Here is a 15,763-nt window from a genome sequence, read left to right as displayed (position 1 = left end):
GCGCGCGCAAAATGCTCCCGGACGCTAGCAGTTTCCACCTTGAGCCGTTGTTCGCCGCTTGACTTCCAATACGGTTGCTTTTCTTTGCGGCGGCAAAGAAAAGTAGGTGCCGCCCCGCACAGGGGCAACGCTAATAGACCACTAACAAAACAAGGAAGGGCACCAACCTCAAACCACCACACGCTCCGCGTCACCAGCAAGGGCGACTTCAAAAAACCGCTCCTGCGCACCGGAACTAGCGCGTTCATAAGCGCGATTGACCCCACTAATAACAGCCCGAATAGAAGCAGTCACCAGATTGGCATCAATCCCAACCCCAAACGCGCTTCCTGTCACATCAGCCCCAGCCATCTCAGCAACAGCAACAGCCCGCGCATCAGCGCCTTGAGTCAAAGCCCGCTCCTCATAATGCTGAATCCGCACCGGAACCCCAATAGCATGCATCAACGCATCAAGCGGCCCATTCCCTTCACCACTCAACACGCGCCGCGAGCCATGAATATCGACAGTGAGCTTGATATGCTCCCGATCGCCACGTTCAGACAGGCTATGCCCGATATAGTGAATCGGCTCAGCACTATGCACATACTCCTGCTGAAACAATTCCCAGATCTGCGAAGGCGTCACTTCCTGCCCGCTATCATCCGTATAGCGCTGCACGGCCGAACTGAAATCAACCTGCAAGCGCCGCGGCAGCACAACCCCATAACCCTGCTCGAGCAAATAAGCAATCCCACCCTTACCAGACTGACTATTCACGCGAATAACTGAATCGTAAGTACGCCCAAGATCGCTAGGATCGATCGGCATATAAGGCACCTCCCAGACCGCGTCCGGTTTCTGCACGGCAAAACCCTTCTTGATCGCATCCTGATGCGAGCCGGAGAACGCGGTGAACACCAGATCGCCGACATACGGGTGGCGCGGATGCACTGGCAACTGCGTGCATTCCTCAGCAGTCCGCGCGACTTCATTGATATTCGAAAAATCGAGCTCAGGATCGACACCCTGCGTGTACAGATTCAACGCGAGCGTCACGAGATCGACATTGCCGGTACGTTCGCCATTGCCGAACAAACACCCTTCGACACGATCCGCTCCCGCCATCACCGCCAGTTCAGCAGCAGCCACGGCCGTGCCGCGATCGTTATGCGGATGCACGGAAACGATCAACGAATCGCGACGCGCGAGATTACGATGCATCCATTCGATCTGGTCCGCGTAGACGTTCGGCGTAGCCATTTCGACGGTAGCGGGCAGGTTGACGATCGCTTTGTGTTCCGGCGTCGGTTGCCAGATATCGAATACGGCGTCGCATACTTCCTTGGCGAATTCGAGTTCGGTGCCGCTGAACACTTCCGGGCTGTATTGCAACGTGAAGTGCGTTTCCGGCGTGGCGTCGGCGAGACGCTTCATCGTACGCGCGGCGTTTTGCGCGAGTTCTTTCACGCCGCTCTTTTCGAGGCCGAACACGATACGGCGGAATTCCGGCGCGGTGGCGTTGTACAGGTGAACGATGGCGCGCGGCGCGCCACGCAAGGATTCGAAGGTGCGTTCGATCAGGTCGTCGCGAGCTTGCGTCAACACTTCGATGGTGACGTCGTCGGGGATGTGCCCGCCTTCGATCAACTCACGCACGAAATTGAAGTCGGTCTGCGAGGCAGACGGAAATGCGACTTCAATTTCCTTGAAGCCGATCTGCACCAGCGTCTTGAACATGCGCATCTTGCGTTGCGCGTTCATCGGCTCGAACAGCGCCTGGTTGCCGTCGCGCAGATCGGTACTCATCCAGATCGGCGCACGCGTGATGACGCGCGATGGCCACTGGCGGTCGGTCAAATTGATGGGCTTGAACGAGTGGTATTTGGTAGCAGGGTTCTTCAACATTTTCATCATCCTTGGGATCGATCAACCTGGGTTGTCGACCGGACGACGAAAAGACAAAGCACTGCCGCCGGTCGGAAACCGGGGCTGGGTCAGTTACTGGGGAATTGAGCGGTGCTTCGGGTGTATCAGATGGAAGCGCGCAGCAGCAGACCTAGCCCGGTAGAGCGGGCTAGTAGTAGCGATAGGGTGGTCTGGGCGCGATACATAGTGCGCAATAGGAACATATTATTGGGATCGCGTCAAGCGCCGGTGCGGCGCAGCGCGCGCCGGCCGGAAGCGCCTATCCCGACCGGCGCGCGCTGAAACCCGCGCCGGTCATGCGTGTCACCTGGGTTTCACGAAGCGCAAGGTCATGCGATCCGATTCGCCGATCGCGGCGTACTTCGCCCGATCGACGTCGTGGCCTTCATACGTTGGCGGCAGCGACCACACACCATGTGGATAGTTTTTCGTGTCGCGCGGGTTGTTGTTCACCTCGCTTTGTCCGGCCAATTCGAAGCCTGCCGCGCGCGCGTGTTCAATGACATAGGCTTCGGTGACATAGCCGCTGTCGATGGTCTGTTGCAGCGAAGTGCCGGGCGCCGCGCGATGTTCCTCGACGCCGAGGATGCCGCCCGGCTTAAGTGCCGCGTAAAAGGCGCGCAGATTCGCATCGATCTGGCCGTCCTTGATCCAGTTGTGGATATTGCGGAAGGTCAGCACCTCGTCAACGCTGCCGTCGGCGGGAAAGCCGCTGAACTGACCCGTTCGCAGCGTGCCGACCACCACATTGCTATAGATCGCCGGTGTGGCCGACAGCTTGCGCGCGAACGACGCCCGGCCGGCCTGCTCTTCTGCCAACGGCGCAGCGTCCGGGCTGTCGTATTGCGCTTCGTACAATTTGCCGTGGTCGTGCAGATAGGGCGCGAGTATCTCCGTGTACCAGCCGCCACCGGGCGCGATCTCCAGCACGGTTTGCGACGACGCCACGCCGAAGAACTGCAGCGTCTCCTTCGGATGGCGGTAGACATCGCGTGCGCGGTTCTTGTCGCTACGCTGCGGCCCCGAAATGGCGGCATCGAGCGAGGCGGAATCGGCCGCCGTGGAAGAGGTCGATGCCGTCGGAGCGGCGCAGGCGGCCAGCAGCAGTGCCGCGCTCAGTGCCACGAGCGCGGAACGCAGCGCGCGGGCTTGGGGAATGGGGTGGGTGTTCATGGCAGCCATTATCGGGTGCGATCTGCCTGGAAAGAAATCGCCAATCGGCATAACGATATGCGCCTGGGGTATTTGCTGTGTCCCCGTGGCCTCTGTTGGCGCCAGGTGTGCAGCGGTTCAGTCCTTGTGCGATGGGCGGGCAAATTTAGCCGAATCCGAAAGACAGGGTAGCGCGTATAAATGATGTGATCAGCGTCTGCCGCGCGCGCTGGCGCGCCTGTGCTGGAATCGCGGACATGATCGCCTTTCATTTCACTTGGCACTTAGCTGGAGGTCGGTATGAAACGAACATCGAGGACGTCGAGGGTAGTGGGGGTTCTGCTGTGCGCGGTCGCTTGCGGCATCGCCGCGCAGGCTGGCGCACAGGGCCTGAGCGCGCAGGACGACATCAACGCGCCGCAAAACAGTACGCGTGTGATGCCGAACGCGGCGCGCGGCAGCGAATATCCGACGCATGGCAACCAGCAGGCGGGCGAGTTGAATCTGAATCCGACCGATCCGCGCGCGCAACTGGTCAATGGCTTGCCGAACAACACCCAGGCGGGTGGTTACGGGGCGCCGCTCGCCGGCGTGCGCACTTACGTGCAGCCGCAAATGCCGTCGAACTGAGCGTTCGCGCGGGCGACAGTCGGTCGTGCTGCATCGCGCGCTGGCAGCAGCGCATCCCGGCACGGGCTGTAGTGTTTCTGGTTTGGGCCCGGATTCAGGCCCATGCTCAGGCTTTCAGGCTCAGGAGTGACCACCCCACCGGCCGGCGACCGGATCACCGGCTGCAGGTCCGCTTCAGATACCAAACACGATCCGCAAGGTATCGTTCTGCACGATCACCGAAACACCAATTACCAGCAGGATCAGCGGCAGCAACGCCGTACCGTAGCGCCGGATCGGCGCGCCCAGCAACGGATGCGCCACCAGCCACACCGCGCCTGCGCACCAGAGGCCGATCATGGCGACGAACACCAGCGAGATGAACATGCCCTCACTATGCGAATGACTCGCGTACAGGGGCACGTACACCGCGAGATTGTCCGAGCCGTTGGCGACCGCCACGCACGCGACTGTCCACCATGACGAGCCTGTACCGGTCGTAGCCGGCGCGGCTGCTGAATCCGCGCGCGCCGTGGTCTGCGCCTCTTGCACCTGATCCGCGTTGCCGGGGCGCAGGCGCGCCCATGCTTTGCTCAGGCCCACGCCGATCGGCAAGATACCGAGCAGACCAACGTAGCCGGCAGGTAATCGAGTCAACAGTGCGGCGAGCAGGATCGATCCCACGATCAAAGTCAGCGAACCGGCAAACTGCCCGGCGACCACGCGCCGACGCCGGCCGCCCGTTTCCGCAAGGAAGGCGAGCAGCACGAAAAGGTTGTCGATATTGGTGGCGACGTAAGCTGCGACGGCGAAGAGGGCAAGGCTGAACATGCGGGAAAGCCGGTCAATACACAGTGGGAAAACGGATCCGCGCCCATCAAGCGGGTACGGCTGAGGAGGCGGCGGCGGCGCGCCGCCGGCGTCGCGGCCGGTCAACACGATGCCGATGCAAGGCGCCGCGGTCAAGCCGTCTCTTCGTCTTGTGCAATGTGCGGATCGGCACGTCCTTGCGCGATGCCGATCAGTCAGCCCGTAAGCTACAATTGACGACGGCTTGCAAAACGGAACATCAATGAAAGTTCGGATTCTCTCTATCGCCTGCGTTACGACTGCTGCAGCGCTGCTGGCGGCCTGCACGGCCGTCTACAAGAACTCGGATGCATGCGAGCAGTTGATGCGAAGCAAGCTGGCTGAAACATCGTCGCCGGATACGCTCAAGATCACTCATACGGGCACTGGTATCGACGGCTCGCGGGTGGTCGTCGAAGGATCGATCGAGCATGTGATGACGGCCTCGGAGGTTGCGGCCGCCTCGGCGGCGTCCGCGGCGAAGCTGGCGAATGCGCCCCAGCCGGCTTCGGGCGTGCGCGCGGCGTCCGGCGTGTCCGTGGCGCAGGGGGCTTCCTCGGCTTCGGCCGCTGCGGCTGCCTCAGACGTGACGGCTGGGGCGGCTTCAGGTGCAATGGCCGCTTCGGCGAGTGTCACTGCCTCGGGGGGCGACGCGGCTTCGCTCAAATCGGCCAAGCCGAAGAAGACCAATACCGCAGCGGCCGCCGAGTGCACGTTCCACGGTTCCGCGCTGAGCGTATTCAGCTGGTTGGCGCCGGCAAAGCTGGCCACGCCGGCCCCTGCTGCTGCGAGCGAAGCCGCCGAGTAAAGCGTTGCTCGCAACGGGCGCAGGCAGCTTTGGCTAGCGCCAGCTCAGCCGCAAACCACGAACCGCGAGTCACAAACCTCAAGCCGCCCCATCCGCGAGGCGGCTTTTGTTTTTGCGCAGCAGTTTCAGCACGCTTTCGCCGAAGGCCTGCGGCCGCCCTTCGAAACAGCGCTGTACCGCCTGCGTATCGATCAGGTGCTGGCGCAGCGCTGTGCGCTCGTCGTGCTGGTCGATCATGCGCACGGCCGCGGCGATATACGTCTCGACGCTGTCCGTGGTGGTCCACGAGGGCATGCCCACGCGCTCGAACAGCGCGCCGTCGATCCGCTCGAACACTTCCGGCCCGCGTTTGCATACACCCGGCAAACCGAGCGTCAACGCATCGACGATACCGTTGGTGTTGCCGAACGGAAACGGGCTCAGGAACAGATCGGACTGGTTGACGCGCGCCAGATACGAGGCGTAGCCATGAAAGTCGTGCACGATGGCGCCTGGCACCGCGCGCACGACGGCGTCGCGCAGACGGTCGAACGGCAGACCCGACGGCACACCGGTCATGAAGTGGAACTCGACGGGTGTCGCGGCACGCGCGTCGATCTCGCGGCACGCATCGAGAAAGCCAGGATTGAGTTTCATCGCACTGGCGGTGATGACGATCTGCAGCGTCTCGCGCCGCGACGGAATCTGCGCGACGATGTCCGGCAACGCGACGGACGGGCGGTACGGTTGACCGTCTTTCGGAAGCTTCATCAGGCGTTCGCTGAAACAGGCCGGGTCGCCGACGTAATCTTCCTCGACGCTGATGTAGTCGATCTTGTCTGAATACGTGGTGGCGGGATGGCCGAGCGCCGCGATCTGCAACGGCGCAATGCGTAGATTGGACATGAACACCGTCAGCACGAACATGCCGACGCTCGGCATGTACAACACGTCCGGCTGCTCGGCCTCGGCGAAGTCGCGAATCGTCTTCAGGCATTCGCCGATGTAGTCAGGTTTTTCCAGTTCGATGAAGCGGTCGAAGACGTCCCGCCCCACTTCGTCGAGCGCGTAACCGAAGCCGAAACCCACCACCTCGAAATGTTCGCGCGCGGCTTCGAGCGTACGCGAGTGCGTGCGGTAGATCGAATGGGCGCCGCTGAACCATTCCAGCACCACCACCATCAGCGGCTTCTTGCCGCGCCGCGTTTTGCCTCTGGAAGGCGTGGGTTTCGATGCGGGCAAGTCGGTCAGGCCGAGTTGTGCCAGCTTGCGGCGCACCAGCACATTGATGTCCTGCTTGATCGCGTGCCGCCGTGGCGTATCGGCATAGCTGCAGAACATATAGGCGTTGTGCAGCACGGCGGATGGCAGATCGTCGAGATCGTCGATCTGCTGCAGCTTGCCGGGCAGCCACTCCAGCAGCGCCTCGCGCTTGAGATGCGCGCTTGGCGAGCCCTTGAAGACCGGCGCCAGCAAAGCGAGGGCGAGGCAGGCCGCGATCGTTTTGTCGTACGCCCAGAGCGCGGCGAAGTCGAGTTCCAGTTCGGACTCGGTCGAATAGAGCACGCATAGCTTCTCGATGAAGCTGTCTCCCGGCAGAAACTGTGCGTCCTCCGCGCCGCGAGGATTCAGATGCCGGATGACGTGGTCCGCATTGCCGAACGCCGTGGCCGAGAACAGCGTGCCGATCCATTCATGCAGCGTGAAAAACAATTTGACGCACGCAGTGGGCGGCCGGAAATCCGGGTCGGCGAACAACGTAGACGCCGCGCTTGTCAGACGCGTGCAGAAACGCTGGCGTTGCTCATTGGGAGTCAGGTCGATCATGCCCGAGGCTTTGAAGCTCGCGTTCAATTCGCCGCGCGTTTGTTGGAGCAGTGCGAGTGCCGCGATGAGCTGAAGCGAGGCTTGCGTATGCTGCCGCGTGTAGACGAGTTGCTCGAAATCGTCGAGCGAAAAGGTGACTTCCATCGTTTCACTATTATTAGAGTATGCAGAGCTAACGATATCGAGATGACGCTAGCCAGAAACGACGATTATTGCAGTCAGGGCGTATCAAATAAGCGGGAGCTGAGAGTTTGGGAATTTTCCTCGCAGGGGAATCCGATCGGTCTGTAGGATTTTTCTGTTTGAGGCGGAAGTTTGGCGCTCGATACGCCAACTCTGCCCGGACATTCAATCGAACCCGCCCAACGCGCTTGTCTGCGCGCAAGGCGGGTCCCGACTTCGACCACTCAGAACGCGTAATACGGCCCCGGCCCTGCCGACGTCACGCTCGATGCAATCGCCGTGTAGACGCGTCGTCCGAAGAAGAAGGGCAGGCCCCATCCGAAGCTGTTGCTGGCAACGCCGGCCAGGTTGTCGAAGGCGTTATTCGACGAACCAAACAGTGCGTTCGAATTGCCGACCGAAAACGACACCGTACTCGACACGCCATCCGTGCCGGAGATCGAGGCACTCGCTGTTTGCGTGGAACTCGGACAGTACCAGTAACCGCATTGAGGCAATTGGCTATTGTTGAAGAACAGGCCGTTCGAGTCACTGTCGAGGTAGCTCTGCCCATAAGTCTGGCCGGCGCTGGTCGTGCGCACATAGCCCGTCTGCGTGTTGGTCCTGAAGACGGTTGCGCCGCCCAGCGTGTTATTCGCCTGAGTGCCGATGCCGAATATCAAGGAGCCCGACACGCTGGGCGCACCCGCGTCGGCGATCGCCGGCAGGTCGATCACCACGCCGTTGTTGTCGAGCGCGAAGCGGCTGACTGGATTGGTCACCTGCTGGGCGAGCGCTTGCGTGCTCGCGACGCAGGCGCCGCTGGCGTCGCAACTGTAATACCAGCGTGGCAGGGCCGAATTGACGCAACCACTGCCGCAATCGGCCGAGAACAGGCCGACCCCGAGAATGCCGTTGGCGCGCAGGTTCGCGACGGTCAGCATCGCGCGGCCTGAGCCGGCACAGTCGGTGGGCACATTGGGCAGCGTGGGGTCGGCAATCAGCTGGATCGGAATCGAGGTGGCCAGTTGGCCGGCCATCCGCACGTCCGCGCCGCGCACCGCGCCCCATGTATAGCCGCCGCCGAATACCGCGCACTCGCCCGCGACGCCGCTGCCCGAGGCCACTGCCGCCAGCGGAAGGCTTGCCGGCAGCGCCGAGGCGAGAATCCGCAAACCCTGCGAGCCGGTGTCGACCTGAATATTGTCGATCGTCGCGCAATTGCTGGTGCCGGACTGGCAGACGGTGACGCTAGTGGTCAGCATGTTGCGCGTCAGGCCCGGCGCGGCGCTGACCGTGATCGGCTGGACATTCGGCGTGTTCGACTGCGGCACGGAGTTCGTCACGCTGGCGCCAGTGCTTCCGGACGGCGCGCTTGCTGCGTTCGGACTGCTGGCCGGGCTCGTCGAGCCCGCCTGGGTGGAGGCAGCCGGCGTACTGCTTCCACCGCCGCCACCGCAACCAGCGAGCACGGCGCAAGTCAGGAACAGGGCGCGGAGACGAGAGGAGGTCTTCATGGCGTGTAGGCGGCGAGTATTCGGGGCGGTTTATTACCGGCTTGTCCGCGTCAGCGGAGGTCGTCGGAGGTGACGCCGGCGGGCAGGGCCGCCGGTAGCCACGCGCGTCCGACATAGCCACGCATCGGACCACCCGATTCCACGATCACATCTGGCCTGACAACCCGCGAGGCGTGCAGATTGCCGTCCGGCGCCGATGCGGCGGCACCCGCCCTGTAGGAGTCGGCGTACCCGCCCAGCAGTGCGCGCAGATCCGGCATGGTCGGGCCTTGCCACGTGTAAGCGATGATCTGACCGGTATTCGTCGCGTACTCGTTGATGGTGGTGTTGCCTGCGTCGGTCAGCGTGCGCAGGCGTAAGGCGCCGTTCAGCAGGGTTTGGGACGCTGCGGCCGTCGAATTCGCCTGGCTGGGCATCGTGCCGCCCAATTCGGCACGCGCGTCGGCACTGACACACAGCAAGGCGGCCACCATTGCCGGGACGGCGAAAGCTGGTATGAAAGAGGAGTTTGGCATGGCAACCTGTCTCGCTATTGGGAAACCTGGAGCGCTCAAGCTTTATTGAGACGTCCAATTCAAGATAACACTCAGGTTTCCTGATCGTTGTCAGTAGCGGTGCGAGGCGCTTCATCCAATCTCGAAAATAGCGTGTGGCGGGAATGGAAAGTGTCTTTTAAAACAATGATCTGACAAGGAACTAGGTCGTGCCCTACAGGCGTTTGAGAAGTGTTGTGAACTGTTAAATTTGCCGCGGATGGAGATGATCGCCGCTGTGAAGCGGGGCGTTTTTCCGCGATGGAAGGGACGCGCCGCGCAGCGATTCATCGGTATTCAGACTCTTCGGCGCAACCCGGGATTTGCCGTTCGCGCGCTGCTCAATTCACGGGCAAACCCGGGTTTTTGCACATGACTCGCCGGGATCGGTAAAATGTTGGGTTGATCCACGGAAACTTGCCGTGGCGTAGCGGAAGGATTCCCCGAACATGACTGATCTTCGTCTTACCAAGCGGTTTGCAGTAATGCTGATGGCAGGCGGTCTGGTCGCCGGCTGCGGCACCTCGTCGCCGACCAAAATCGACTACAAAAGCGACTCGAAATCGAAGCAAGTGTCACTTGCCGTACCGCCGAACATGATCGATGAGACGTCCGATCAGCGTTCGTTGCCCCCGCAGGGCGGCCAAACCTCGCTGTCCACGCTCCAGCAGGTCCAGGCGCAAGCACCGGCCGCCAACACCTTGACGGTGGTGCCGCAGGTCAACGGCATGCACATCCAGCGCGACGGCACGGAAAGCTGGCTTGTGATCGACAACAAGGCGCCCGACCAGGCCTGGGCGCCAATCCGCCGTTTCTGGCAGGAACAGGGCTTCCTGCTGGTGGTCGACCAGCGCGACAAGGGCGTGATGGAAACGGACTGGAACGAAACGCACGCTTCGATCAACGAGGGGCTGATCCGCGACACGCTGTCCAAGGCAATGGGCAACAGCTATGTGAGTTCCGAGCGCAACAAGTACCGCACGCGTCTCGAAGCGGCGCCGAACGGCGGCACCTATGTGTTCGTCAGCCAGAAGGGCATGCGCGAGGCGATCACCGGCACGAACAACGAGTCGACTAAGTGGGAAGCCAAGCCGAACGATCCGGGCCTGGAACAGGAATATCTGAAGCGCTTGATGGCAGCGCTGGCGCTGGCCGATTCGCGCAACACGCAAACTGCCGATCTTTCACCGGCGGGGGCGCAAACGGCGCCGAACGCGGCTACCGCGGGTGCGAAATCGGCGGCTGCGGCCACCGCGGCGCAAAACGTGGCGTTGTCGGCGCAACAGCCTATGCCTGATGACGCGGCAAACACCACGGCGGCACAGTTCTCGTCCACCGAACTGACGCTCAGCGAGCCGTATGACCGTGCGTGGCTGCGCGTGGGCCTCGCGCTCGATCGCAGCAACTTCACGGTCGACGATCGCGACGCGAGCCGCGGTCTGTACTTCGTGCGTTACGTCGATCCGAAGGATCTGAGCTCGGCGGAGCAGGGCTTCTGGAGCCAGGTGTTCCACGGCAAGAAGGAAAAGGTCGCCAAGCAGTATCTCGTCAACGTGCGCGCGGTGACGCCTGACCAGACGCGCGTGGCGGTGGTCGACGACAAGGGAGCTATCGATCAGAGCTCGCAGGCCAAGCAGATCATGGGTCTGATGGTCGACCAGTTGCACTGAACGAAGCTGTAGCAAGTAGCGAACGCTGTCTGAAAACCCGCCCGGAAGGCAATTCCGGGCGGGTTTTTTTATGTCCGCAATTTATCGCCGGCGCCGTAAGCCGTCGACCGCTATCGCAGCGCGCACGTGTTTTGCTTTCCGTCTGAAACACCGGTATGAACCGGCGACGCTTAACGGGGAGATGGCCATGTTCGACGTGATTCCTTACTGGATGTGGGCGGCGAGCTTGCTCGTCCTGGCGCTTGTCTGCGGCGCGGCCCTGGAGCGCCGCGAGACGCAGCGGCCAACGGGCTTGCGGGTCCGGCATCCGGCCGCGCAACGCACGAAATGGCCGGTGCGGTGATGGTCGGCTCGCTTCAAACGCATGAAACGAGTCCGCGCGGCCGCCCTTGTGCGGCCGCATGTAACGTGACGTTACCCCGGTGACGTAACTCGCGAAGCCCCTTCCGCAGACCCTGTCAGCATCCTTTCTTCGCAAAATAATGTAATAAAAATCAATGGTTTGCGAACAATTTCTTGTAAATCTCTATAACTGGCACGCAAGCTGCTTTTAAAGACTCATGGGGCCGGATTCGTAACATCCGACGTGAGTTTGCGGCGAGTGTCCAAACGGCGATTCCCAAACCCTTTCAGCACCGGCGAACGAACCGGTGCTTAGCCCGATGATGGCCTGCGCGCACGGCGCGCGGCCTCGGTGGCCCCGTCGCCTATCCTCGTAGGGCGACGGTTTCGCCCGCACTCCAACGGAGTGCGGGCTATTTTTTTGGGTGCCCGGAATGGGTTGCCAGGCCGCTGACGCGGCGAGCGGTGCAAGACGGGAGGCGGCGACGTAGAAGGCGTCGCGCGAGGCGGTGTTCCTGTGTCGGCGCGGCCCTCGCGGAGGCGGGAAGCGGACCGCGCCGAACGTATCGTGCGAGGTGGCTTTCAGGTGTCGGCGCGGCGCGGCCCGAACCACGGCAGACGTTTGACCACGCCGGTGGCAAGCGCGGTGCCGACGAGAATCACGCCACAGCCTTCCAGCATGCCCAGCGACACGGTTTCGCCGAGAAACAAGGCGCCCCACAGAATGCCGAAGATCGGAATCACGAAGGTCACCGTAATCGTGCGTGCCGGCCCGACCACTGCGATCAGATGGAAGAACAGCATGTACGCGACGCCGGTACACGCGACGCCCAGCGCGATGACCGCGCCCCACGCGTGCAGCGAGATCGGCGCGGCCGGCCAGTAGATCACGGCGAGCGGCAGCAATACGATGGTGGCGCCGGTCATCGTGCCGGTCGCAACGGTCAATGCATCGACGCCGGTCAGGTGGCGCTTCGTGTAATTGGCGGCGATGCCGTAAAGCAGCGTGGCGCCAAGCGCGGCAGCGGCCGCGAGCGCGGTGCTCATCGGTGTGGCGGCCGAGCCGTTCGGCGCGGCGATCTGATCCCATACCAGCATCAGGACGCCGAGAAAGCCGATCACGAGACCGAGCGTGCGCAGCGCGCTCAGGCGGTCACGCAGCCAGAGGAAGCCGACGAGCGCGCCCCACAGCGGCGTGGTCGCATTGATCACGGACGTCACGCCTGCCGACAGCGTCAACTCAGCATAGGCGAACAGGCAGAACGGCGCCGCCGAATTCAGGATGCCGACCACCAGCAATGGAAAAGCACGCGTGCGCAGGATGGTCGCAGACTCGTGCAGCGGCCGCCGCGCAATCAGGACGACGGCGAGAAAGGCCGCGCCGATGCCGACGCGCAACGCCATCAGCGGCGCGACGCCGAAGTCGGTCACGCCGACACGGATAAACAGAAACGAGGCGCCCCACAGGGCGGCCAGGATCAGCAGTTGCAGCAGGTTTTTGGCATTCATTGTCGTAGCGCCGCGCGCGGTTGAGTCGAGACGCCTGCGCATCGTAGCAGCGCGATCGCGCGAAACGTTTCAGGCTGGAATGAAACGGCAAGATTCGGGGGATAGAGGACGTCTGATAGCCGTTATCGTAAGCGCGGTCGAGCCGGCTGCAAAACGAGCAATTCTCACGCTAATGTGAGAAAAATTACGATGAGATTGATGCGGTTGCTAACCAGGTGCAGGCCCGGCGGGGCAGGCACCTGGGGAGCGTGAATTATATTGCGGCAACGCACCAGTGATCCTGGCCCATCACGCAAGCCGCCGCTTCAAGGAATTGGCAGGTGCGAACCGTTGCGTCGATGGGCCAGGCGCGTCTCAATGCGGAATCATCCACTGCAGGAAGTTCTGCTGCAGCCAGACCAGCACGCCGAGGATCACCGTCAACAGAATCGAATGCTTGAAGGTCTTGGCGAACACGACGCCTTCCTTGCCCTTGAGCTCGGTCGTCGCCACGCCGGTCGAGATGTTTTGCGGCGAGATCATCTTGCCCATCACGCCGCCCGACGAATTGGTTGCGGCCATCAGGATCGGGTTCAGGTTCAGTTGATGGGCCGCCACCACCTGCAGATTGCCGAACAGCGCATTGCCCGAGGTGTCGCTGCCGGACAGGAACACCGCGACCCAGCCGAGGAAGGCCGACACCAGCGGAAAGAACGGTCCGACCGACGCGGCGCCAAGCCCGAGCGTGTAAGTGAGCCCGGAGTAGTTCATCAGATAGGCGAGCGCGACGATGGTCGCCACCGTCAGAATGGCGATGCGCGTCTGGACCCACGTGTCGGCAATAGCCTTGCCGAATTCGCGCGCGCTCAGACCCGTCACGAACGTCGTGATGATGGCGGCCACCAGAATCGCCGTGCCGGTCGCGAGCGGCTGGAAGTCCCACACCGCGCCATATGGCGTGTTGTACAGGGTGATGAACACGGCCTTGTCGAGGCCCGGCCACGGTAGCTTGACGTCGCCGATCAGGAAGATTTTGGCGACGGTCCAGACGATCACCACCGCCGAGACGATGATCCACGGATACCAGCCCTGGCCGCCGCTGATCTTGCCGCGCACCTCGCCCACGCGATCGATGTTGATCGCGAACTTCGGATCGGCAGCGGGCTTCCAGACGCGCAGGAACGCGATAGTGAGAATCAGCGAGACCATCGACGACAACACGTCGGTCAGGCTGTAGTTCACGTAGTTCGACGCGACGAACTGGGTCAGCGCGAAGCTCGCACCGGACACCAGCAGGACCGGCCACACGCGCAGCATGTTACGAAAGCCCGCATAGACGCCGATCACATAGAACGGCAGCAGGAAGGCGAAGAATGGCAACTGGCGGCCGACCATCTTGGCGAGCGAATCGGCCGGCAGATGTGTGACCGCGCCGAGTACGGTGATCGGCACACCGAGCGCACCGAACGCAACCGGCGCAGTGTTGAAGATCAGTGTGAAGGTGAGTGCTTCGAGGGTGGGAAAACCGAGCAGGATCAACAGCGAGCTGGTGATCGCGACCGGCGTGCCGAAGCCGGAGATCCCTTCGAGCAACGCGCCGAACGAAAAGCCGATCACCACCAGCACCACGCGGCGGTCGTTCGGCAGGTTATCGATCATCCACATGCGAAAGGCGGCGAAGCGGCCCGAGCGCTGCGAGATGTTGTAGAGCAGGATCGCGGCGAACACGATCCACATCACCGGCCAGCAGGCGAACACCGCACCGTTGGCGACTGACGCAGCCGCGAGTCCGACTGGGAACTGCCAGACGAAAATCGCCACGATCAGCCCGACGATCAGGCCCGCAAGCGACGCCTGCCAGGCCGGCCGGCGGGCCCAGCCGAGCAACAGCAACACGACGATGATCGGCAAGGCGGCGACGAGGAACGAGAGCGGTAGCGAATTGCCGACGGGGGTGAGTAGTTGGTGAAACATCACGTCTCCTTCGTTGTTGTTCGATTCGACGCGGGACTACGCACTACGGGGCGCGTCGCTCTGGCAGGACGGATGGGCGCCGGCGGCGCGTCGAAGACGAGCCGGGTCGCTTATTTAAACAGGTACTGCGTGTGGCTTTCCCAAGCATAGGGCCCGATTGGAGCGCGTCAAGAAGGGAAAGTACGGGCGAAGGACAGAAGGGGGCGTCGCGTCTTGCGTGGCGGGATCGTCGCGGCATGATGCGCGTGAGGTCTGCCCGGCGCGGCATGGCGCGTGCTGGCGGGCGGCTTGCCGACTTCCGGGCAACGGGGTTGCGCACGACGTCGTGAGGCATGGGTCCATCCCGTGCACCGATAGTTGCGGGCACGGGACGGTCAAAGCGGATCAGCAAGATCCGGCTGCGGGATTCAGTGCCAGTGACCGTGGCCACCCCAGCCGCCGTGGCCTCCCCAACAGCAGCCGAAACCGACGCCGATTGAAACCGACGGGCCATACCAGCCCGGATAGCCGTAGTAAGCCGGATAAGCCGGGTAGACCGGCGGCGGATAGTAGGCGGGATAAGCGGGGGCAACGTACACCGGCGGCGGCTGAGCGACCGCGTAGGTGGCCGGCTGGGATTGCGAATTGGCTCGCGCCTGCTGCGCTGCTTGAGCCTGCGCCTGCTGCTGCGAAGTGGCCGAATCGCCAGCCGTCCCCACAGGGACATCCTGCTGAACGCCATTGGCTGGAACGGTGCCGTAAGCGTAATACGGGTAGTAGCCCGGATAGTAGCCGTACGGGTAGTAGCAGCCGGACAGCGTCAGCACACAGGCCACGCCGGCCAGCGCGATACCAGTTTGGGAAAGACGGGGCAAGCCGCGCGGCAGCCGCTGGCTGATTGCGCGAAGAGACTTGACGACGGGGGACTTCATGACGTGCTCCTGGTTACATCACACGCCGCCATCC

The 15,763-nt window shown here is 62.5% G+C and carries 13 protein-coding genes; 4 read left to right on the top strand and 9 right to left on the bottom strand.

Annotated elements, in window-relative coordinates; genetic code table 11:
• Positions 1 to 168 precede the first annotated feature (168 nt).
• Both leuA and KHO33_RS38220 read right to left on the bottom strand, forming a co-directional pair.
• A complete protein-coding gene (leuA, locus tag KHO33_RS38225) occupies positions 169 to 1,887 on the bottom strand; it encodes a 2-isopropylmalate synthase (RefSeq protein WP_200563676.1) in 1,719 nt (572 codons plus the stop codon).
• A 324-nt stretch (positions 1,888 to 2,211) separates the two neighbouring features.
• Positions 2,212 to 3,090 carry a class I SAM-dependent methyltransferase gene (locus tag KHO33_RS38220; RefSeq protein ID WP_200563674.1) on the bottom strand — a complete coding sequence of 293 codons (879 nt, stop codon included), beginning with the start codon at positions 3,088 to 3,090 and terminating at the stop codon, positions 2,212 to 2,214.
• 270 nt (positions 3,091 to 3,360) lie between these two features.
• Here KHO33_RS38220 and KHO33_RS38215 point away from each other — a divergent pair, with 270 nt between their 5' ends.
• Positions 3,361 to 3,690 carry a hypothetical protein gene (locus KHO33_RS38215; RefSeq protein WP_054039796.1) on the top strand — a complete coding sequence of 110 codons (330 nt, stop codon included), beginning with the start codon at positions 3,361 to 3,363 and terminating at the stop codon, positions 3,688 to 3,690.
• A gap of 174 nt (positions 3,691 to 3,864) precedes the next feature.
• On the opposite strand, the gene KHO33_RS38210 is transcribed toward KHO33_RS38215, so the two are convergent.
• Complete coding sequence (locus tag KHO33_RS38210) at positions 3,865 to 4,500, bottom strand: cadmium resistance transporter (RefSeq protein WP_200563672.1); 636 nt, start codon at positions 4,498 to 4,500, stop codon at positions 3,865 to 3,867.
• Positions 4,501 to 4,741: 241 nt separating this feature from the next.
• Here KHO33_RS38210 and KHO33_RS38205 point away from each other — a divergent pair, with 241 nt between their 5' ends.
• On the top strand, positions 4,742 to 5,326 hold the full coding sequence (locus KHO33_RS38205; RefSeq protein WP_200563670.1) for a hypothetical protein: 585 nt from the start codon (positions 4,742 to 4,744) through the stop codon (positions 5,324 to 5,326).
• A 78-nt stretch (positions 5,327 to 5,404) separates the two neighbouring features.
• Here the strand turns inward: KHO33_RS38205 and KHO33_RS38200 are convergent, their stop codons facing one another.
• The 3 genes from KHO33_RS38200 to KHO33_RS38190 form a co-directional block, all read right to left on the bottom strand.
• The gene (locus KHO33_RS38200) at positions 5,405 to 7,276 is read right to left on the bottom strand and encodes a glycosyl transferase family 1 (RefSeq protein WP_200563668.1); all 1,872 of its coding nucleotides are present in this window, start codon (positions 7,274 to 7,276) and stop codon (positions 5,405 to 5,407) included.
• Positions 7,277 to 7,539: 263 nt separating this feature from the next.
• On the bottom strand, positions 7,540 to 8,811 hold the full coding sequence (locus KHO33_RS38195) for a DUF3443 domain-containing protein (RefSeq protein ID WP_200563666.1): 1,272 nt from the start codon (positions 8,809 to 8,811) through the stop codon (positions 7,540 to 7,542).
• Positions 8,812 to 8,861: 50 nt separating this feature from the next.
• Positions 8,862 to 9,284, bottom strand: a complete 423-nt coding sequence (locus KHO33_RS38190; protein WP_407946215.1) for a DUF2844 domain-containing protein — start codon at positions 9,282 to 9,284, stop codon at positions 8,862 to 8,864.
• 509 nt (positions 9,285 to 9,793) lie between these two features.
• On the opposite strand from KHO33_RS38190, the gene bamC reads away from it, so the two are divergent.
• A complete protein-coding gene (gene bamC / locus KHO33_RS38185; protein WP_054039788.1) occupies positions 9,794 to 11,014 on the top strand; it encodes an outer membrane protein assembly factor BamC in 1,221 nt (406 codons plus the stop codon).
• A gap of 187 nt (positions 11,015 to 11,201) precedes the next feature.
• Positions 11,202 to 11,357, top strand: a complete 156-nt coding sequence (locus KHO33_RS38180; RefSeq protein WP_172737792.1) for a hypothetical protein — start codon at positions 11,202 to 11,204, stop codon at positions 11,355 to 11,357.
• Between the two features lie 581 nt (positions 11,358 to 11,938).
• Here the strand turns inward: KHO33_RS38180 and KHO33_RS38175 are convergent.
• From KHO33_RS38175 to KHO33_RS38165, 3 genes are all read right to left on the bottom strand, one after another.
• Positions 11,939 to 12,865 carry a DMT family transporter gene (locus tag KHO33_RS38175; protein WP_234475694.1) on the bottom strand — a complete coding sequence of 309 codons (927 nt, stop codon included), beginning with the start codon at positions 12,863 to 12,865 and terminating at the stop codon, positions 11,939 to 11,941.
• A gap of 354 nt (positions 12,866 to 13,219) precedes the next feature.
• Positions 13,220 to 14,818: an L-lactate permease gene (locus KHO33_RS38170; protein WP_054039782.1), complete on the bottom strand. Its 1,599-nt coding sequence runs from the start codon at positions 14,816 to 14,818 to the stop codon at positions 13,220 to 13,222.
• 407 nt (positions 14,819 to 15,225) lie between these two features.
• A complete protein-coding gene (locus tag KHO33_RS38165; protein WP_054039780.1) occupies positions 15,226 to 15,729 on the bottom strand; it encodes a hypothetical protein in 504 nt (167 codons plus the stop codon).
• Positions 15,730 to 15,763: the final 34 nt, after the last annotated feature.

Source organism: Paraburkholderia nemoris (genome assembly GCF_905221015.1).
Lineage (GTDB): Bacteria > Pseudomonadota > Gammaproteobacteria > Burkholderiales > Burkholderiaceae > Paraburkholderia > Paraburkholderia nemoris.
Note: the sequence above shows the minus strand (reverse complement) of the source record. Positions and strands in the feature narration are given on the sequence as shown.

What these genes read in the sequence shown, in the direction of transcription:
- KHO33_RS38215 (WP_054039796.1), top strand. Translation starts at nt 3,361, where the DNA reads ATGAAACGAACATCGAGGACGTCGAGGGTAGTGGGGGTTCTGCTGTGC.
- KHO33_RS38190 (WP_407946215.1), bottom strand. Translation starts at nt 9,284, where the DNA reads ATGGTGGCCGCCTTGCTGTGTGTCAGTGCCGACGCGCGTGCCGAATTG.
- bamC (WP_054039788.1), top strand. Translation starts at nt 9,794, where the DNA reads ATGACTGATCTTCGTCTTACCAAGCGGTTTGCAGTAATGCTGATGGCA.
- KHO33_RS38205 (WP_200563670.1), top strand. Translation starts at nt 4,742, where the DNA reads ATGAAAGTTCGGATTCTCTCTATCGCCTGCGTTACGACTGCTGCAGCG.
- KHO33_RS38220 (WP_200563674.1), bottom strand. Translation starts at nt 3,090, where the DNA reads ATGGCTGCCATGAACACCCACCCCATTCCCCAAGCCCGCGCGCTGCGT.
- KHO33_RS38210 (WP_200563672.1), bottom strand. Translation starts at nt 4,500, where the DNA reads ATGTTCAGCCTTGCCCTCTTCGCCGTCGCAGCTTACGTCGCCACCAAT.
- KHO33_RS38165 (WP_054039780.1), bottom strand. Translation starts at nt 15,729, where the DNA reads ATGAAGTCCCCCGTCGTCAAGTCTCTTCGCGCAATCAGCCAGCGGCTG.
- leuA (WP_200563676.1), bottom strand. Translation starts at nt 1,887, where the DNA reads ATGTTGAAGAACCCTGCTACCAAATACCACTCGTTCAAGCCCATCAAT.
- KHO33_RS38200 (WP_200563668.1), bottom strand. Translation starts at nt 7,276, where the DNA reads ATGGAAGTCACCTTTTCGCTCGACGATTTCGAGCAACTCGTCTACACG.
- KHO33_RS38170 (WP_054039782.1), bottom strand. Translation starts at nt 14,818, where the DNA reads ATGTTTCACCAACTACTCACCCCCGTCGGCAATTCGCTACCGCTCTCG.
- KHO33_RS38175 (WP_234475694.1), bottom strand. Translation starts at nt 12,865, where the DNA reads ATGAATGCCAAAAACCTGCTGCAACTGCTGATCCTGGCCGCCCTGTGG.
- KHO33_RS38195 (WP_200563666.1), bottom strand. Translation starts at nt 8,811, where the DNA reads ATGAAGACCTCCTCTCGTCTCCGCGCCCTGTTCCTGACTTGCGCCGTG.
- KHO33_RS38180 (WP_172737792.1), top strand. Translation starts at nt 11,202, where the DNA reads ATGTTCGACGTGATTCCTTACTGGATGTGGGCGGCGAGCTTGCTCGTC.